Genomic DNA, 17,073 nt, shown 5'->3' on the forward strand with positions numbered 1-17,073 from the left:
CAGGTAACGCAGTGTGCCGCCCCGGAACGAGGTCGAAACGTAAAGCGATCCGCCTTTGCTGAACACCAATTCGCCCGCGGCATCGTTGCGCGCTGGGTTGGCCGCCTTGATCTCTTTCGGCAGGTTGTCGTAGGCGTACTTCACTTTCTCCCGGAACAGGCGCTTGGCGTCGTTCAGGGTATGGGCGATCAGGGCGCACTTGGCCGCCTCGAACAGTGCAGCATCCAGCTGGACGATACAGACCAGGGTCGTGAACCCAAGCTGCCTGGCCTTCAGGATGATGTTCCGGGTGTGCATCCCCTGGAAGTAGTCCACCTGCTCCTGCGTCATGCGGAAGCGGACCTTCTTGCCCTGCTTGTCAGTGATGAAGTAGAGGTTGTTCAGCCGCCAAAACCGATCCCGGAGCAGTTTCATGTGCTCGGGCTTCATGGTCAGGCATCCTTCGATAGTTCATCCATCAGCTGAGACAGCTCGTCTGCGTCTTTCGACTGCTCCTTGTCGTCCAGGCCGAATGCAGTGCGCTCGAGCACCTGCAGGTTCTTCATCGCCGAGGACAACTGGAAAAGGGTCTTGGCGTTGCTCGGCAGGGCGACCGCTGCGAGCATCGAGCTACGGCGAAATCCGCTCTCATCGTCGGCCGTCTCGTCAGCGATGGCGTCCTCGATCTCCTCGCGGCGCTTGATCGTGGTGAGCAGGTCATCCATGAGCAGGTTCGCAAGGTTCGTGGCCTTGCGAATGTCACGGCGATGGCTGCGAACAACCGTCGCGCCCTCTTCTGCCGCCTCTTCGATGATCTCGGCGTCCCGCTCAGGGTTCGCACATTGGTCTTCGCGAACCTCGCCGCGAACCAGCTTGTTGCGAACCTCTTTACGGACCTGCTCGGAAAGGTCCCGCTCCCAGCCCAAGGCCTTGGCTTTCTTCCGGATCGCGGTGTCGCTCACCCCATTGCGGTCAGCGATGGTTCTGATGGAAAGCGCCCCGGCCCGGTAGGCTCGTTCGATCGCCTCCCAGTCGGGTTGCTTGGTTACCATGATCACTCTCTGAGTCTTGAAATAGTGGCGGGTTGCCGGTATTGATTGCTTTCCATAAAACCAGAGGACGGCATCATGGCTGAGGGCATCAAGAATATTGGCAATATCGTTTCCCACACTTACCGGTCGCAAAACCCCGAGATTAAGCGCGCAATGGCAGTTGCCGCCGCCCTGGAATTAATCGCATTAAATGCTGAGGGAGCAAACAGCAGTAGCTTGCTCGCAAACGAGCTGGAAAGTCTTGCCTCCTATGCAGACAAGATCCAGGCAGCGCTCGAGTCAAAGTAACTCCATCGTGCCGCACTCACCTGCGGCACACCTCCTCTCACGCATGAAGGAAACCCAAATGGAACATGACCAAAATGAGGCTCTGGCCATTCTTGCTGAGCTGAAACGATGGCATGGCGAAGCTAGGAGCTTGGTAGATGATGCTGCCGATAAATCAAGGCTTTCCCCCAACAGCATCGATCTATTGAAATCACGACTTGCCACACTGAAAACCGAGATCAAAGACGCAGTTAAGCATGAGACTCTGTCGCGTCGTAATGTGGCAAAGACTGAGTTGGAGCAGTGTTTTTTCGGCCCAGCCGTCAGAAGCACGTTAGCCAACTTTCGGATGCGGACCGATACGAGCCCTCACAGTGAGCTATGGGTGAGAGGATTGAGCGAGGTGGAATTCGAGCTCTCGTACGCGATCCATGGACTTGAGAAATTCCTTAGTTCGAATTCCTAGCCAACCACAGCGCCACAAAGCGGCGCTCCTTGAATTTGTGGCGCGGTTATCCCTCAACCTTACGGCTAGCCCACTTCTGCGCCAAAGCCCGGATCTGATCCACGCCCAGCAGGCCAATAAAGGCCGCCGAGAACAGCGTCCAGGCAACGTTGAGCCCCATCGCGTTAATACCAAGACCGATCAGCATTATCAGCAAGGCGCCGAAGGCGGCCTCAAGCATCGTGGCAATCATGCTCTTGCGTTCGCTGTACAGCCGGATACGGATGTACGACAGGGCAAAGGTCAGGCCCATCACAAGGCCGTACTCACGTAAGGCTGTTATGAAGGCTATCCATAGGTCTGGGTTCTTCTCGGGCATCTTGGGCATCTCAGTGCCCTCTCGGGGCTGGTTGTAAATCCGGCCCCAGCAAGCACTCCCAGCTCGGAGCAATGGGTGTGGTGGAGCCGAAAACGAAAAAGCCCCGGCAATTGGCCGAGGCTTAAAAACTGATTCATGTGTGCAGCCGCAATAGTACTAAGCGAGAAAAACGACGACTCTCTACAAAGAAAGGCTATGTTTCAGATGCTCATGCCGATGTATCTGTCGCACTCCCTTGCTGGCTGCAAAGCACTTGTCAACGCAGCCTCTCTATCTTCACTCGACGCATTGAGTGCCGCACGCAAGCGTTTCTCTACAGCTTTGCCGAGCAATTTGTTCGCGGGAAGATTATCGTAAAATGCCAGATTAAACGTTGCATCGCCCTTTTTAGCTTGCATGTACCCCATAAGCCAACTGACTCGAGGCAGCATATAGTCGTGCAGAGGTTTATTCGAGGTACTCTTGGCTACCTCAATCATGGGCTGATAAACATATACACATCGAGACACTTGTTCAAATGTTGGCCCCTCCGGTGCTGAAGCTGCCTGAGCTAAAGAGGTCGACAAAATAGAGGTGCAAAAAATTAAGCTGATAGCGTTTAAAACGCTACGCTTCTCCGCCGGCCGAGCTCCTGAGTGACTAAATATCATCCTGAACATTCCATTGAATTCGAAAGCAGCACGGTATCCGATAGCCTTATCTGCAATCAATACCGAAGCCACCGATAGCATCCCTGATTTCGCCCCTCAACCATTCTTAATGGTCCAATCGCGGTCTTTCCCGCCGTCCGCCAAAGACCATCACGACGCCGGCACCCTACTGCACCAGTCTCGCCGATCCGATCTCGCGCCACCCATGAAGCGTACACGGCATGAATGCGCGGGCTGCCGGTGTTATTCCGTAGCACTGTACTACCGACTTATCAGTGTCCAGGCCTCCCCGAAGGCTGCCCTGGCTGCAGTTAAATTTGAGGCATAGAAAAGCCCGCGCTAGGCGGGCTACAGAGTGTTTGAAGAAGTCAGGCGCCCGATTCAGGGTCGCTGGCGGGTACGCCGCGGGGCTCTTTCACGTTATCCCTCTGATCATTCATCTGAGGGTCGGCGTCTGGATCATCGACTCGACCACTAGTCCCTGATTCCGGGTGCTCGCTTGATACCGAGTTGTTGGCTTCCACATCAGAAAGCTCTTCTTCGACAGGTGTCGAGTCATCCGGTGGCAGGGGAATCTCGGACTCGGTACGCCGAGGGTCATGACCGGCTTCGTTGTCCGTCGTACGAGTTACGTTCTGCTGAGACTTATTGCCTGGTGCATTTTCGTCAATCTCCATGCTGACTCTCCGCTCTGTTGCGCGGGACATCCACGCTTAAACTTGAGAGGCACCAACGAGGTGATGAGTGCCGGGCATTGGACGAACGGTGACCAACAAAAACCCGGCGCGGTGGCCGGGTTTCTCTCATTAGCGCCTGTCATCAGAAAGCGGGGTTTGCTCATCCGCCTCAGGCGTGACCCGCTCAGCAGGATCATCCCAGTCTTCAGGGCGGTCTCTATCAGGACTTTTCAGCGGGTCGTATTTGTTGGGATCATCTGGATGCAGGGTCGGCTCATCCGATCCAGGCTCAGGCTTGGATGGATCAGAGCCTTGGGTTTGGTATTCAAAACTCGAATCGATAGACATACGCACCTCACTAATGAGGTCCAGCTTATCTGGGCCGTCCTAGTTTGAAGCTGTCAGGGTTTGCTGAGTGCGTTCGAGTAGATGAACGGCCAATAAAAAACCCGACACGATGGCCGAGCTTTTTGGTGACCTTCGCCAAACGCGAAATTAACACGACCGAGAATCTATGCCATCACAGGTCCAGGAGCGCCACATTTCTCTGCGCCGTTAATTGGGCATGGCAGATTTCATTTACCGCCCCAAAGCGGAGCTACGCGCAGCTCAAGAAGATCTTCAGCACTTGCTCTGGGGCAACTCGCCTCACATCTGGCGTGTGCAGCAGAACATTGAGAGGTGCATTGTGCGTGCCGGGCTCTGCACTGGCGCTTTTGCTCTTCAGAGGCCCCTATCTGACAGACACTATTGGTCGAGTCACATGGTCTTGCACAAGCATAGTTCGCGGCAGCGCAATTTTCTGAGCACGTAGCCCAAACGGTTGTAGTAAATGATGCTGAAAGTACGAGAAGGAAGACACCGATAAATCTGCAGACGCCTCTAAACTTGCTGGAACCATTCATAGAATCACCTCCATGAGTAGAATTCACAGCGAGCGCTGCAACTCTATTGAGGTCACTCTAGCCTCCGGCCGAAAAAGCGCTAGGGCATAAACAAAAAAACCGGCTCTATGGCCGGTTTTATTTTCGATCTTCGCCAGAGGCGAAATTATCACGATGGGGATGAGACTATCCCAGCCGCACGGGAAGGTCAATAGGCCCTCATTCGACCCTTTCTTCAATCTGGTAGATGTGCTCGCCATGGTTGGTGAATTCACCATGCAGCTCTTCGCGCTTCACTCTCACAGCCTCTTCTGCCTCTTTTCTGGTCGCATAAGAAGCGGACCAAACAACCCCATTGGCTTGAACCCTCGCTTGCCAAGGCTTTGCCTCATCTCGCTGCCCAACACCTTTCACCCCCGTTCGGTTGTTGCGAGCCTTTGGCTTGTTCCATCCGTTTGTCGTATACGTCGCCTCCCTGAGATTGTTCCAGGCGTTATTCGACCTGTCACCATCGATGTGGTCGATATCTTTCTCGGGCCACTGTCCGGTCATGTACAGCCATGCCAGCCGATGCGCCGGATACTGGCCTGGTATGCCCCTCTTCGTCAAACGTGTATACCGCGACGAAGTCATGATCCGAAAGCTCACTGAACGGGTGAAGACCTTCTACGAAATCCTCGACGAGCGCATGAACAAGGTGCTCGGCCTGGCCGCATAAACTAAGGAATCACGATGCCTACTCTTACCGATATCGGCCGCATTGGCCGCGATGCTGAGCTTCGCTATACACCGAACGGCGACGCAGTCTGCAACCTCGCAATTGCGTGTGAATACGGCCGCAAAGGTCAAGACGGAAAGCGCCCGACTCAGTGGGTAGATGCCACGCTCTGGGGTAAGCAGGCCGAAGCCATGGCGCAGTACCTGGTTAAAGGCCAGCAGGTGCATTTCACCATCGATGACGCCCACGTTGAGGTGTTCACCAAGTCGGACCAAACACAGGGAGTGAAGCTCACTGGCCGCGTGATAATCATCAAGTTCTCCGGCAACCCACCACAGGCTCAGCAAGGTAGTCAGCAGCAACAGCCTAGGCCTCAACAGCGCCCACAAAGCCGACCGCAGGCACAGCCACAGAACCAGCAAGGCGTCCCTGGCCCGGACTACGACAGCTTCGACGACGACATCCCCTTCGCGCCGCTGCACCACCTGGCCGGGGCGTAGCCATGAGGCGCATCAACAACCGTGTGCAGCAACGCCGTCGGCAGCTGCACGTTCACTTGCCGCCTAGCGGATTGAAGGGGGTGCCGAATGGCGATGACGCAAACACAGCGCGACGAGCGCCGCCGCGTGAAGGCAGCCAAGTTGCAGGAAGAAGACTTACGCCTGAAGGTTCGACCAGGGACTAAGCAGGCCCTGATGGAGCTGATGGAGTGGGCTGGGATCGAGGAACAGGGCGAGGCGATGACGCTGATGATTCATCACCTGCATGGACTTGGTCCGGGCGGAGCGCTGCCCCTACTCGAACCACCGCGCCACAAAATCACGGTTTCACCAGCTGTGGCGCGGAAGCTAGAGATGGCTTACCAACGCGAGTCTTTGCGAGTAGGCCAGGAGAACTAAATCAGCGTTTTTTCGCCTCTTCGATCACTTGTCTGATGATGCGTTTGACATCCCCAGTATCAGTGTTTTTGACCTCCGAAACACCACTATCCATGACGACTGATTCCGCATCAATCTCCAACAGAGTCAAATCAATATGCTGTTTTTTGGCGGCCAGAACTAGAACTACAGCAGCGTCAATCAGATTTGCTTCACTTTTGCTCACTTATTCCTCCTTGACCCGGCTCCATGCCGGTCACCCGTAATACCCCATCTCAACCCAAATTACCACCATGCCGCACCCAGCCAAGGAGGGCGGCGCCAGCAATGGATCGGCCTGCCGCCGAGCGGCTTGGGAGGTATTGGTCATGGCGAAGACCAGCACAGTGCAAGGAAGAACAGCGCGTGTGGGACAAGCTGACAGCGGAGGAGCGCGAAGCACTTCATCTTTCATGCCGCATTGTCACCGACCTCTATCACAGCACCGACAACGCGCTTAAACGCGTGATGATCTGGGCCGAGATTAAGGAAGAGCAGGGCCTGGTTTTCCACCTGATTCACGGTGCCGACCATCTCAATTATAAACAGCTTGAGAAGCTGATACGCATAGCGGTACATCCAGTCGTGACTTACACTTGCTCGGCATTTCAAAAGCACAGGGCGCTAACTATGTCTGAGAAGAATTCGATCTTAGAGGCGATGAAGTCGTCACCTCCAAAGACTTTCAAGCTGTTCAGAGCAACAGAAGACAACCCTCAGGTAGAGCAATCCATGTCCAACATGGATACGGTTGCCAGCAAGATTCAGCATGCTAGGTCAGCGAACTGCTTGATTGAAGTAATTTCCCTACGACTCCAGTTTATAGATGTATGGCTTCGAATCTACTTTTCGAATACGGAACAGACTGAAAAAAGAGAGCGCGAATTCGGAAGGCTTCTGAAACAATGTTTCAAAGCGGGTCTCGATAAGGACCTATACGACTTAATTCTGCAATTTAACAAGCATCGCGTCGACGCTATTCATGGGTACCTCATTGGTGTAACAAGCTACGAGGTGCTTAGCAGAGTCATTGATGAGTCCGATGGTTTAGCTGAGCGTCTGGCCGAGTTCGTTCTTCTAAACTGCGGTGAATTCGTGGACCACAATTTTGCCATTTCCCTCCCCCGCAGAGGTGATGCCATTTACCACATCCCGGGAATGCTAGATAAGCTGCGCGCCCCACCTCGGATCTAGCAGCAACCGATAATTTCACCTGAGGACTTTGTCTCTGATGTCTGACGCTACGCCATCTGCCTGACCCTCCGGCGCTGCCCGCCAGACCTCAAGCTCAAGCGGGCAGCGAGGACTTTCAGTCAGCCCTTCTTGCCCGATGGAGCGTTACCGCGAGGGCCACCCGAAGGATTGCCTGTTGTGCTGGGCCAATTACCACCAGGCCCTGGATGACTTGAAGGTCCGCGAGGCGAATCGCCAGAGCCTTTACCTGAGCCGCCAGAGCTACTAGAACCTTTACCGCCGCCACCTTTGGACATTTTGACCTCCTTGGAATTAGGGAACAGCCCTTCAAGGTTAGGCCATTCCCTGAACCATCCAAGGCCGCCTGTCCGCTACTCCCCATATCCCCATACTTCAACGAATCACGCCACCCCGGCGAGGTTGGTGGCTGCCTGGAGATAACCATGAGCACATTTGCAGTATTCTGCATGACAGCCAAGAAAGCGCCGAGACCTACTCAATGCTAAGGTCGGAGTAAATCGACTTGCTTTTCATCCAACTCAGCTACCCACTCTCGCATAGCCCTGAGGTTCGCTTGAAGTGTTTTGGTTATGCTTGGACTTACATTCTTGTGGAGAATAAAGTGATCAACCTGAGAGCACGAAAATTCACCATAATTCGCAACTTCACGCAACGCAACCATGTAATGAACCATTTCAACACCTAAAGATACAACAGAAAGTTCTCTTAACATCTCAGCCGCTTGCTTAACGTTGTGAGCCGCAGAACGAGCAACTCCAATATCACCAGTAACGTGGTAAGCAATAGGCAGCTGCATGTAACAATCCAACAGTTCTTGCTGTGCCTTCGACAGATGCTCTATCAATGCTCTAGTGGCGTCTAATCCATCCAACCTAGATTGCAACGCTATCTCATTTTCGCGCTGCTCCCTTTTAAGGTCAGCCTTGCGGGCCTGTTTTTCCTTCCTGCGCAATTGCAAATTTTGCTGGCGATTTTGATACCACGGAACCGATATCGCAATAAGCAGGCCAAGAAGCCCACCTAGCGCCTGCACCCAACCTGCAGTATCAGCCGGAAGCCATCCGTTCTTCACCCAGTACGCAACGGAACCCACGAGAATCCAGCTGGTTGAACCCAAAATAAGGCTAAGCCAGATTAGTTGAAGTGCATATCGCGAACTGCGCACAGATACAGTACGACCCAAGTTCATCTCCCCAGAGGCGAAAACTCAACGGATGCTTCTCAGCGAGCGATCAGCATCAACAAAAAGTGTGTATTAAACCTTGTTCCCCCCGATTTCTGTACCCCTGCAACCTCATATTCGCCGTACAGAAAGGCGGCGTGGTTACAGATGGCCATCACTTACGGAAGCGCCTGCAGCGCTATCGAAATTGCGACTGCTGCCTGCTCCCCGCTAGGCAGCACGTCCAGATCTAAAAAACCGCTCCCAACTTCAACGAATCACGCCACCCCGGCGAGGCAGCCGAATGCGGTACCCCTGCGTTTTGGCCAAGGCTCCGTCTACATGACCGCAGCGCCATCAAGGCCTTGCGAGACGATTACCCAAATCCAAGAAGGAAAGACCATGGATAGGTTCGGCAATATCACCGCGCATGGCATGCGTTATCTCTATCCAGAGAGGCCACCGCACGACCTCTTTTGGATCGACCAAAAGGGTCACTGCAACTACTGGTGCTCAGTTCAGGGCGGCACATCGGGAAGCTCTAAAGACCCGCGCACAGAGAGCCGCCAGACACTTCCTGACTCCGCCGAATCGTTCAATTGGGTACGCGGTAGCGCCAAGCACTCGATGGCCGGCCGGGTACGGGTCGAACTTGCCCCATCCAGCGGTAAGGTTATCGTCGGTCAAATTCAGGCCCTCAAAGCCCCGAACCCATTCCTGATGGTGATTTGGTGGAATGGTTTTGTACGGATCGATGCACGCGACCGTCCAGGTGGCGCAACCCGGACGCTGCTGAAGAAGGCAATCCCACTAGGTCAGCCTTTCGATTACAGCGTTCAGGTTGATGCCTCCGGCGAGCTGAGTGTTTGCCTCGACACTCTGAACGGCAAGGCAGCAGTGAGCACGACGTGGGATAAGTTCCCGTTCTACTTCAAAGCCGGTTCCTATGTGATCGACAACAAGGGACCTGTAACGGAGGGAGGCTGGGTGGTGTACGAGTCGTTTGATGTGTACAACGGCGCGCTGCAACCTTAAAACCCGGGCAATTCAGAACTGGCCGGCGCCAGCAATGGATCAAACTGCCGCCCAGCGGCTTGATGCAACAAGATCAGTCTTTGTCTCGATCGTTGGCAACAGCAATCCCGCACGCTGCAGCTTTTAGTCGGTTCAATGAGCGAACGGAACCAGCAAGCGCTCCCGAGATAGAGTCCCCATACCGCTCCAAGCCCCTGGTAGCGAGGTAATCAATGAGCTCTGCAACTTCTGTCAGTTCGAGTTCGATCACGTAGTCGTATTCGCCGCTTGCGTCGGAGTGCCTGACTTTGCGATGGCCAACCGTGAGAACAGGATCCGGGCCTTTGATTGAAGTGCCGGGCGTTTGGATTCCAGGCGAAAGCCCAATGACCGGCGCTTTAGGCTTCTTCGCTTTCAGTCGAGTCCAACCCTCTTTGCGGTTAGCGCCTTGCCTATGAATTTCCATTTTGCTCCTTGATCCGGCCCCATGCCGATCGCCTGTAATACCCCATCCCAAACCAAATTGCCACTATGCCGCATCCGGCCACGGAGGGCGGCGCATGCATGGAGAAAGCCATGATCGAAGCCACCGAGAAGCAGCTCGGCCTGCTCTGGTACACCCTGGGTCTTTGCCCTGAGCGCCCAGACCATCGCAGTATCAGTCGCAATCACTTCCTCACCAGCCCAGGCTACGTCGACGCGAACAACCTAGATGTGCTGGTGGCCGCCGGCTTGATGACCTGCGGCAAGGCCCCGGCCTTCTGCTCCCAGGACGAGGTTGTGTATCGCGCCACGGACGAGGGCAAGCAGTTCGCCCTGGACAAGTTGCCGCCTGTGCCGCCACCACCCAAGTGCACCAGGTTCGATGAGTACCTCGACGAGTGCGAGTGCTACGACGGCTTCGCTCACTTCCTCGACATCAACATGCCGCTGTACCAGCAGCGAGGCGAGTGGGGTGCACGGGAGTACCGGATGGTGCGCTACCCCCGTGGAAGCGCGTACCGGCAGTATCGGCGCCATTATGACTTCGCGAGCTGGTCGCCCTACGAGACGCTCGAAGTCGTCGGCGAGTGGGCTCCGACCCTGAAGGAAGCCAAGGCAAGCTATAAGGCCGCACTCAAGCAGTTCCGTGCCCGCCCAAAGCTTCCGGCCAACGACTTCGAGCGCCTTTACTCCGCCTGACCCTCCGGCGCGACCCGCAAACCAGCGAGACTGCTACGCCCTACTTGCACTGCATTGCAACACCATCCAAAGGTGCACCATTTCCATTTGCTGGAAAGGCCACAACGCATTGCATTGAGCCACAAGTACAGTTGAATACACTGGCCTTACTCGCATACAGCGTTGGCGGAACAGCACATTCGCATTTACTAGGAGCAGCCAGGGCTTCCGGTTGCGCCTCAACCTTTTCACCGCAGCCCACTAACTGGGCAATGGTTAACGCCATTCCGAAATAGATGAGAAATTTCATAGGAATTCTCCTGCTTCGACCATATTCGGAATAGCACACAACAAGTACCCCATCAAACCAACCGCTGACAGTGAAAACCCGCCTTCCCACCTCAACGAATCACGCCACCCCGGCGAGGCTGGTGGCTGCCTGGAGATCAGCATGAGCATCCCTGTGAATGCCCTGAAAGAAGATGAGCTTTTGCACTACGCCGCGCTCGACCCGGGTGCTGCTGCAGAGCTTGCCCGGCGAATAGCCGAGAACAACGTCGATCCCAGCGCCGAGCGTGAGGAGCTGCGCGACGATATTCGCCGGCTGGAATACAACCTTGATGAATCGGAGCGCGATGCGGAAAACCTGCGAGATAACGCAACGGAAGCATGTCAGTGGATTCGTCGAGCACTCGACCCGGAAGATCGCGAGCTGTCAGTTGAGCAGCTCCTGAAAGAAGCCCTTAACTGCCTGGAGTGACCCATGAGCACATTCGCAGTCTTCGGCATGACCGCCAACGTAGCGCTGGCAATGGCCAGAGAGACAACCAAAACATCAAGGCTGCCTACGGCGGGGCTCACTCTGGCGGAGTGGAACAAGGCCGTTGAGGAGCAGGCCGCCAAGATCATGGCCGGCAAAAAGGTTCGGCAGCTCAGCCAGCTGTTCGATGCACCTCAATATGCAGAACAGTTCATGGAGCTCGCGAGAAAGACAGGCCAGTGCCGCGATCTACGCATCAGGGCCAAGTGTGAAATTACCGACGCCAAGGGAAAGCCGGTGATCAATGCAAAAACGAAAATGCCGAAGGTCGGTTGGACGGAGTACTCACCCGACCTGTCACGAGTTGCTTAGGCGTAGATCGCCGTTAAGTCGGTGATCATAGGGATCGGCCGGTTCACCCTGTTGACCTCCAGCCACCCCCTAGTCTGAGCCACATGAAGTCTCTGCTGGCTGACAGAGAGCAGACGCTCCAGCGTTCCAGAAAGTCGGTAGTGGCCGCAACCATCACTACACCTGAGCTCAGTCCAGTCCCCCAGGATTGGAAGTTTTTCTGACTCAGCACTGCATACGAAACATTCCATCATCAAGCCCTCCGTTGAGTGGCCAAATGACTTTAGCCTATCCATGGCGAGGTATACCCATGACCAAAGCAATCGACCTATTCGCCGGCCTCGGCGGATGGAGTACCTGCGCGCTCGCCGCAGGCGTCCAGGTTCTCTGGGCGGCAAATCATTGGCCGGTGGCGATCGCATGCGAATGCTCAGCGCCAACGAGGCACTGGCCGCACAGTCATTCCCAGCCGACACTCTGCGCCCGGACAACCACCGGCTGACCATGCATATGGCGGGCAATGCTGTACCGCCGCTGGCCGGGCAGCAGGTGATCGAGGCACTGATGAAAGCTGCTTGATGACCCGCTAATTCCGCTACACGTAGGGCTACTGACGCGGACAGTCAGGTTCTTTGTAGATTTCAAGAATATGCCCGTGTTCATCCAGCAAGATCGTCACCCTTCCTGGATCTCTATCTCCTGTTACCCGATCAGTAATTTTGACGACGCGGCACTTCTTTCCAATCAACTCACTTACGGCTCGCGGCCCCAAGCTTTTAGAAATTGGCCATGGAACGAAATCGTCATCGTTCACGGAATTAGCCCAAGGCCAGACTATGTCACCTCCCCCGTCGCCGCCCTTACTCCCGCTCATTGCAAACCTCCGTTTGGATTGGATCAATCCAATTAGCAATAGCCCAAATTCAATGTCTGCGCTAATCAGAGGTATCCACATGCCCACAGAAAACCGATCCAGCAACACCGTACAGATGGTCAGCGTGCCGCGCCCCGGGCGTGAACACTGGGACAAGCTGTGCGCCCTGCCTCGTTACATGTTCCTGCTGCGCCCATCCGGCAAAGGTGTGCAGAAGTTTGAAGACCCAACCGGCAATTGGATTGATGTGCACGAAGCACAGAAGGTCATGGATGCCGCCATGGATGAGATCGCCGAACTGCGCCACCTGCTGAACCAGCCACCCGCCGACGGCTTCAGCGCCGGTGACATGGCCGATCAGGGTGCCAAGGCGTTCGCTGCGCGTGATCCAGAGGTTCAGGAGTTACGCGCCAAACTGGCCGAAGCTCAGGAGGTGCTGCGGGATTGCATCGAGGTGGGCGAGCTTGATGCAGAAACACAATGGAAGGCTGAGCGGGTATCGAAGGGTCGCCGCTTGTACGTTGATGACCGAGCGCTGGCATCCATCGCAGATCCAAGCGCGCCGATTGAGCGCGATCAGGGAATCCCAGGCACTTCCTTCCAGCGCCTGAACATGCTGGCCAATCAGGGCGAATGACCAGGCACGAACTTCGGCCACACCGATTACCGGGGGCTGCTGGCCCAGGGCTGCATCAAGGCGCTGGCCGGGTGGCACCAAGGCCACACGATCACCACCATCCTGGAAGAGCTTCGCCTGATCAGTTGGAACAGGCAGACCAGTAAGATCAAGGTCACCGCCAAAGGCCGGCACTATATCTGGCTGGCCTTCAAATGCCGCCCCAGCACTTAAGAGCACATTTGTACTCTTTCTGATTTAACCCCTCTCCCCTCTATTGAATAGCCGCTATATGGCGGCTTTGGAGAAGTCATGCCTGAAGAGAAGAACGCCGATCACGAACTGCTGAAGCTGGCTGCCAAGGGCGGGCGCTTGGAGATCGAGCCGTGCACATGCCGAGACCCCAAGTGGCCGTATCGACTGAAAGGTCGGTCCGGTGTTAGGGCTCATTGGAACCCACTGATCAATGACGGGGATGCACTACGCCTGGCAGTGGTGATGGGGCGTGCGGATCGGCTGAGCGTGTCGATTCACATCGTCGAGCCGTTTGATGGTGATACCGGGCCTTACACCTGGATCGACGCGGAGAAGTTCGGGGAGTTCAACCACTACCATGGCGACGATCCGTTTTCCGCCACCCGCCGCGCTATCGTCGAGGCAGCTGCTGAAATCGGGAGGCGGTCGTGATCCTCCTACCCATCGCCGCCCCGCTCTACATGGCCTGGATGATCTGGAAGGGGCCGAGGCCGTGAGTCGAGGGTAGAGCCGCCCAGCCAGGCTTACGTCGGTCTTGGACCCAGGACAACTGACTGTGCGAGCAAGAACATCATGTCAGCTGCCTTGATCAAAGTCTGTAGGAAAATCCTGATCCCTTCCCACCTCTGCCGCCATGCGCGGCGTGGAGCCTATCCCATGGAAACCGAAACCAACGGTGACGTCGACAAGGTCACCGAGCAACGCATGGCTGAACTACTCGGCTGCACCAAACGAGCACTTGAAGGCCGACGCTTACGCGGCGTATTGCCCAAAGGCGTCTGGATGAAGCACCACGGCCGCATCATTTATAGCAAGAAGAGGTATGACGAATGGCTCGAAAGCCAGTGGATTTACCCCCAGGCATCGACATCAACCACGGATCGCTCCGACTCCGGTTCATGTGGGAAGGTACTCGACGCACCGAAACCCTTCCCTACCCCACGACACAGAAAGGCCTCAAAGCTGCATCCCAGCTTCGCGATCAGGTAACAAGCCTCATCAAATACGGCCTGCTTGACCAGGACAAATACGCGGAGCTGTTCCCAAACTCCGCCACCGTCGTCGGTGGAGTGCCGGTATTCGGTGAGTACGCTCAACTGTGGCTGGACAGCCGTGAGATCGTCGACGGGACGCGCAACGGCTACAAGAGCGCGCTCAACCTTTATTGGATGCCACATCTTGCGCTGGTGCGAATCGATTTGCTGTCGACGACACGGATTCGACAAATCGTCAGCACAACGAAATGGACCTCGCCCTCGGTCAAGCGCAATGCGCTGGTGAAGCTGTCGACCATCCTCAAGGCAGCAGTCGGCGACGGGCTCATACTGCGCAACCCGGCAGAGTCAGTGCAGTTGCCCAAGAGAAGCAAAAAGGAGATCGAGCCGTTCACCCTGGACGAAGCAAACCGCATCGTCGCAAGGATGTACGCCGGCAAACACTGGCCCAGCTCGATCTACGCCGCGTTCTATGAGTTCGTCTTTTTTACGGGAATGAGGTTATCCGAAGCGCTGGCCCTTCGTTGGGACGCGGTGGATCTTGAGAAGCGAACGGCGCACGTGAAGCGCACCGTTGCGTTAGGAAAGGTGGTGGAGCGCACCAAAACCGGAAAGGATCGTTTCGTACTGCTGAATGAACGTGCACTGCACGCCCTGGAGTTTGCCAGGCAGTACGCGGAGCGGCGCAAGCTGGGCAAAGGAAAGGTGACTGAGACGCCTTACATCTTCCCGCCGTCGAAAAACGCCGAGTTCGTCCAGCAAACCTCGGATCTTCACCACCAATGGCGGCCAATCCTCAAGGAATTGGGCATCGGCTACCGGCGGCCATACAACTGCCGTCACACCTATGCGACAATATGCTTAATGTCTGGCCTCAACCCCGCATTTATCGCCCAACAGCTCGGGCATAGCGTGCAGATGCTCTTATCGACTTATGCACGTTGGATCAACTCGACCTCGGATTGGCAGGAGCTTGAAAAGCTCCAGATTGGTCTCAAATTGGTCTCAGGCTGTGAAAGCGTCACATAAGTTATTGATAGGTAAGCCCTTTGATCTCCACCGCTAACATCACCATGCAGTTCGGCGCCAAGCCATTGTTCGAGAATGTCTCGGTCAAGTTCAACAACGGCAACCGCTACGGCCTGATCGGCGCCAACGGCTGCGGCAAGTCGACCTTCATGAAAATCCTCGGCGACGACCTCGAGCCTTCGGCCGGTCAGGTCATGCTCGAGCCGAACGTTCGCCTGGGCAAGCTGCGCCAGGACCAGTTCGCTTACGAAGAATTTACTGTGATCGATACCGTGATCATGGGCCACGAGGAGCTGTGGCGGGTCAAGGCTGAGCGCGATCGTATCTACTCGCTGCCGGAAATGACCGAAGAAGACGGCATGGCCGTTGCCGAGCTGGAAACCGAGTTCGCCGAAATGGACGGCTACACCGCCGAATCCCGTGCCGGTGAGCTGCTGCTGGGCCTGGGTATTCCCCTGGAACAGCATTTCGGCCCGATGACCGAAGTCGCGCCAGGCTGGAAGCTGCGCGTACTGCTGGCCCAGGCGCTGTTCTCCGATCCTGAAGTGCTGCTGCTCGACGAACCGACCAACCACCTGGATATCAACACCATCCGCTGGCTGGAAAGCATTCTCACGGCGCGTAACAGCACCATGATCATCATTTCCCACGACCGTCACTTCCTCAACAGCGTGTGCACCCACATGGCTGACCTGGACTACGGTGAGCTGCGCCTGTTCCCGGGCAACTACGACGAGTACATGACCGCCGCGACCCAATCGCGCGAGCAGTTGCTGTCGGACAACGCCAAGAAGAAAGCCCAGATCGCCGAGCTGCAGACCTTCGTCAGCCGCTTCTCGGCCAACGCCTCGAAAGCCAAGCAAGCGACCTCGCGCGCCAAGCAAATCGACAAGATCCAGCTGGCCGAGGTCAAGCCGTCGAGCCGGGTCAGCCCGTTCATCCGCTTCGAGCAGACCAAAAAGCTGCACCGCCAGGCTGTGACCATCGAGAAGCTGTCCAAAGGCTTCGAAGGCAAGACCCTGTTCCAGAACTTCAGCTTCACCGTTGAAGCTGGCGAGCGCGTGGCGATCATCGGCCCTAACGGTATCGGCAAGACCACCCTGCTGCGTACCCTGGTCGGTGAGCTGAGCCCGGACGCTGGTGCAGTCAAGTGGACCGAAAGCGCGGAGCTGGGCTACTACGCCCAGGACCACGCCCACGACTTCGAAGACGACGTCAGCCTGTTCGACTGGATGGGCCAGTGGACCCAGGGCGAGCAGATGATCCGCGGCACCCTCGGGCGCATGTTGTTCTCCAACGACGAGATCCTCAAGTCGGTCAAGGTGATTTCTGGTGGTGAGCAAGGCCGCATGCTGTTCGGCAAGCTGATCCTGCAGAAACCGAACGTGCTGATCATGGACGAACCGACCAACCACCTGGACATGGAATCGATCGAGGCGCTGAACCTGGCGCTGGAGAACTACCCGGGCACGCTGGTCTTCGTCAGCCACGACCGCGAGTTCGTATCGTCGCTGGCTACCCGCATCATCGAGCTGAGCCCGACCGGTGTGGTCGACTTCAGCGGTACCTACGATGACTACCTGCGTAGTCAGGGTGTAGTGGTTTAAGGCGATCGCGGGGGGAAAACCCTCCCCCCAAAAAATGGGTCCCCCTTTTGGGGGGGGGGTGTCCCC

23 protein-coding genes and 3 pseudogenes are annotated in these 17,073 nt (G+C 56.1%); 15 read left to right on the forward strand and 11 right to left on the reverse strand.

Features of this window, described 5'->3' with window-relative positions:
* Positions 1-429: pseudogene (locus tag ACO6VD_RS11585) on the reverse strand (terminase); the annotation flags it as partial.
* A 2-nt stretch (positions 430-431) separates the two neighbouring features.
* Positions 432-1,031 carry a hypothetical protein gene (locus ACO6VD_RS11590; protein WP_422419161.1) on the reverse strand — a complete coding sequence of 200 codons (600 nt, stop codon included), beginning with the start codon at positions 1,029-1,031 and terminating at the stop codon, positions 432-434.
* 75 nt (positions 1,032-1,106) lie between these two features.
* Here ACO6VD_RS11590 and ACO6VD_RS11595 point away from each other — a divergent pair, with 75 nt between their 5' ends.
* The gene (locus tag ACO6VD_RS11595; RefSeq protein WP_422419163.1) at positions 1,107-1,319 is read left to right on the forward strand and encodes a hypothetical protein; all 213 of its coding nucleotides are present in this window, start codon (positions 1,107-1,109) and stop codon (positions 1,317-1,319) included.
* Positions 1,320-1,377: 58 nt separating this feature from the next.
* Positions 1,378-1,764 (forward strand): hypothetical protein, encoded by a 387-nt coding sequence (locus ACO6VD_RS11600; protein ID WP_422419165.1) that lies wholly within the window; start codon positions 1,378-1,380, stop codon positions 1,762-1,764.
* Between the two features lie 46 nt (positions 1,765-1,810).
* Here ACO6VD_RS11600 and ACO6VD_RS11605 read toward each other — a convergent pair whose 3' ends face one another.
* The 5 genes from ACO6VD_RS11605 to ACO6VD_RS11625 all read right to left on the reverse strand — a co-directional run bounded on the left by ACO6VD_RS11605 (position 1,811) and on the right by ACO6VD_RS11625 (position 4,885).
* Positions 1,811-2,131, reverse strand: coding sequence for a phage holin family protein (locus ACO6VD_RS11605; RefSeq protein WP_422419167.1), 321 nt, complete (start codon positions 2,129-2,131; stop codon positions 1,811-1,813).
* Positions 2,132-2,322: 191 nt separating this feature from the next.
* On the reverse strand, positions 2,323-2,844 hold the full coding sequence (locus tag ACO6VD_RS11610; protein ID WP_422419169.1) for a hypothetical protein: 522 nt from the start codon (positions 2,842-2,844) through the stop codon (positions 2,323-2,325).
* A gap of 296 nt (positions 2,845-3,140) precedes the next feature.
* A complete protein-coding gene (locus tag ACO6VD_RS11615) occupies positions 3,141-3,449 on the reverse strand; it encodes a hypothetical protein (protein ID WP_422419171.1) in 309 nt (102 codons plus the stop codon).
* A gap of 129 nt (positions 3,450-3,578) precedes the next feature.
* On the reverse strand, positions 3,579-3,797 hold the full coding sequence (locus tag ACO6VD_RS11620) for a hypothetical protein (protein WP_422419172.1): 219 nt from the start codon (positions 3,795-3,797) through the stop codon (positions 3,579-3,581).
* Positions 3,798-4,552: 755 nt separating this feature from the next.
* Complete coding sequence (locus tag ACO6VD_RS11625; RefSeq protein WP_422419174.1) at positions 4,553-4,885, reverse strand: HNH endonuclease; 333 nt, start codon at positions 4,883-4,885, stop codon at positions 4,553-4,555.
* 28 nt (positions 4,886-4,913) lie between these two features.
* Between ACO6VD_RS11625 and ACO6VD_RS11630 the strand changes: the two are divergent.
* From ACO6VD_RS11630 to ACO6VD_RS11640, 3 genes and pseudogenes are all read left to right on the forward strand, one after another.
* A pseudogene (locus ACO6VD_RS11630) lies at positions 4,914-5,051 on the forward strand (exonuclease); the annotation flags it as partial.
* 14 nt (positions 5,052-5,065) lie between these two features.
* Complete coding sequence (ssb, locus tag ACO6VD_RS11635; protein ID WP_422419176.1) at positions 5,066-5,551, forward strand: single-stranded DNA-binding protein; 486 nt, start codon at positions 5,066-5,068, stop codon at positions 5,549-5,551.
* 87 nt (positions 5,552-5,638) lie between these two features.
* Complete coding sequence (locus ACO6VD_RS11640; RefSeq protein ID WP_422419177.1) at positions 5,639-5,950, forward strand: hypothetical protein; 312 nt, start codon at positions 5,639-5,641, stop codon at positions 5,948-5,950.
* A gap of 1 nt (position 5,951) precedes the next feature.
* Here the strand turns inward: ACO6VD_RS11640 and ACO6VD_RS11645 are convergent, their stop codons facing one another.
* Positions 5,952-6,155 carry a hypothetical protein gene (locus ACO6VD_RS11645; RefSeq protein ID WP_422419178.1) on the reverse strand — a complete coding sequence of 68 codons (204 nt, stop codon included), beginning with the start codon at positions 6,153-6,155 and terminating at the stop codon, positions 5,952-5,954.
* Positions 6,156-6,334: 179 nt separating this feature from the next.
* Between ACO6VD_RS11645 and ACO6VD_RS11650 the strand changes: the two genes are divergently transcribed.
* Positions 6,335-7,162, forward strand: a complete 828-nt coding sequence (locus ACO6VD_RS11650; RefSeq protein ID WP_422419180.1) for a hypothetical protein — start codon at positions 6,335-6,337, stop codon at positions 7,160-7,162.
* 502 nt (positions 7,163-7,664) lie between these two features.
* On the opposite strand, the gene ACO6VD_RS11655 is transcribed toward ACO6VD_RS11650, so the two are convergent.
* Positions 7,665-8,366, reverse strand: a complete 702-nt coding sequence (locus ACO6VD_RS11655) for a hypothetical protein (RefSeq protein WP_422419182.1) — start codon at positions 8,364-8,366, stop codon at positions 7,665-7,667.
* A gap of 381 nt (positions 8,367-8,747) precedes the next feature.
* On the opposite strand from ACO6VD_RS11655, the gene ACO6VD_RS11660 reads away from it, so the two are divergent.
* Positions 8,748-9,380: a polysaccharide lyase family 7 protein gene (locus ACO6VD_RS11660; protein WP_422419184.1), complete on the forward strand. Its 633-nt coding sequence runs from the start codon at positions 8,748-8,750 to the stop codon at positions 9,378-9,380.
* A gap of 73 nt (positions 9,381-9,453) precedes the next feature.
* On the opposite strand, the gene ACO6VD_RS11665 is transcribed toward ACO6VD_RS11660, so the two are convergent.
* Positions 9,454-9,825 carry a hypothetical protein gene (locus ACO6VD_RS11665; RefSeq protein ID WP_422419186.1) on the reverse strand — a complete coding sequence of 124 codons (372 nt, stop codon included), beginning with the start codon at positions 9,823-9,825 and terminating at the stop codon, positions 9,454-9,456.
* Between the two features lie 110 nt (positions 9,826-9,935).
* Between ACO6VD_RS11665 and ACO6VD_RS11670 the strand changes: the two genes are divergently transcribed.
* Positions 9,936-10,541 carry a hypothetical protein gene (locus ACO6VD_RS11670; protein ID WP_422419187.1) on the forward strand — a complete coding sequence of 202 codons (606 nt, stop codon included), beginning with the start codon at positions 9,936-9,938 and terminating at the stop codon, positions 10,539-10,541.
* A 40-nt stretch (positions 10,542-10,581) separates the two neighbouring features.
* On the opposite strand, the gene ACO6VD_RS11675 is transcribed toward ACO6VD_RS11670, so the two are convergent.
* Complete coding sequence (locus ACO6VD_RS11675; protein WP_422419189.1) at positions 10,582-10,830, reverse strand: hypothetical protein; 249 nt, start codon at positions 10,828-10,830, stop codon at positions 10,582-10,584.
* Between the two features lie 141 nt (positions 10,831-10,971).
* Between ACO6VD_RS11675 and ACO6VD_RS11680 the strand changes: the two genes are divergently transcribed.
* The 7 genes and pseudogenes from ACO6VD_RS11680 to ACO6VD_RS11710 all read left to right on the forward strand — a co-directional run bounded on the left by ACO6VD_RS11680 (position 10,972) and on the right by ACO6VD_RS11710 (position 17,007).
* Positions 10,972-11,280: a hypothetical protein gene (locus tag ACO6VD_RS11680; RefSeq protein ID WP_422419190.1), complete on the forward strand. Its 309-nt coding sequence runs from the start codon at positions 10,972-10,974 to the stop codon at positions 11,278-11,280.
* A 3-nt stretch (positions 11,281-11,283) separates the two neighbouring features.
* Positions 11,284-11,652 (forward strand): hypothetical protein, encoded by a 369-nt coding sequence (locus tag ACO6VD_RS11685; protein ID WP_422419192.1) that lies wholly within the window; start codon positions 11,284-11,286, stop codon positions 11,650-11,652.
* Between the two features lie 378 nt (positions 11,653-12,030).
* A pseudogene (locus ACO6VD_RS11690) lies at positions 12,031-12,210 on the forward strand (DNA cytosine methyltransferase); the annotation flags it as partial.
* A 374-nt stretch (positions 12,211-12,584) separates the two neighbouring features.
* Entirely contained in the window at positions 12,585-13,142 is a 558-nt protein-coding gene (locus ACO6VD_RS11695; protein WP_422419194.1) for a hypothetical protein, read from the forward strand.
* A gap of 291 nt (positions 13,143-13,433) precedes the next feature.
* Entirely contained in the window at positions 13,434-13,808 is a 375-nt protein-coding gene (locus ACO6VD_RS11700) for a hypothetical protein (RefSeq protein WP_422419195.1), read from the forward strand.
* Between the two features lie 398 nt (positions 13,809-14,206).
* Positions 14,207-15,400 carry a tyrosine-type recombinase/integrase gene (locus ACO6VD_RS11705; RefSeq protein ID WP_422419197.1) on the forward strand — a complete coding sequence of 398 codons (1,194 nt, stop codon included), beginning with the start codon at positions 14,207-14,209 and terminating at the stop codon, positions 15,398-15,400.
* A gap of 20 nt (positions 15,401-15,420) precedes the next feature.
* A complete protein-coding gene (locus ACO6VD_RS11710; RefSeq protein WP_400172934.1) occupies positions 15,421-17,007 on the forward strand; it encodes an ABC-F family ATPase in 1,587 nt (528 codons plus the stop codon).
* Positions 17,008-17,073 lie beyond the last annotated feature (66 nt).

The organism is Pseudomonas sp. GZD-222 (assembly GCF_049310525.1).
Lineage (GTDB): Bacteria > Pseudomonadota > Gammaproteobacteria > Pseudomonadales > Pseudomonadaceae > Aquipseudomonas.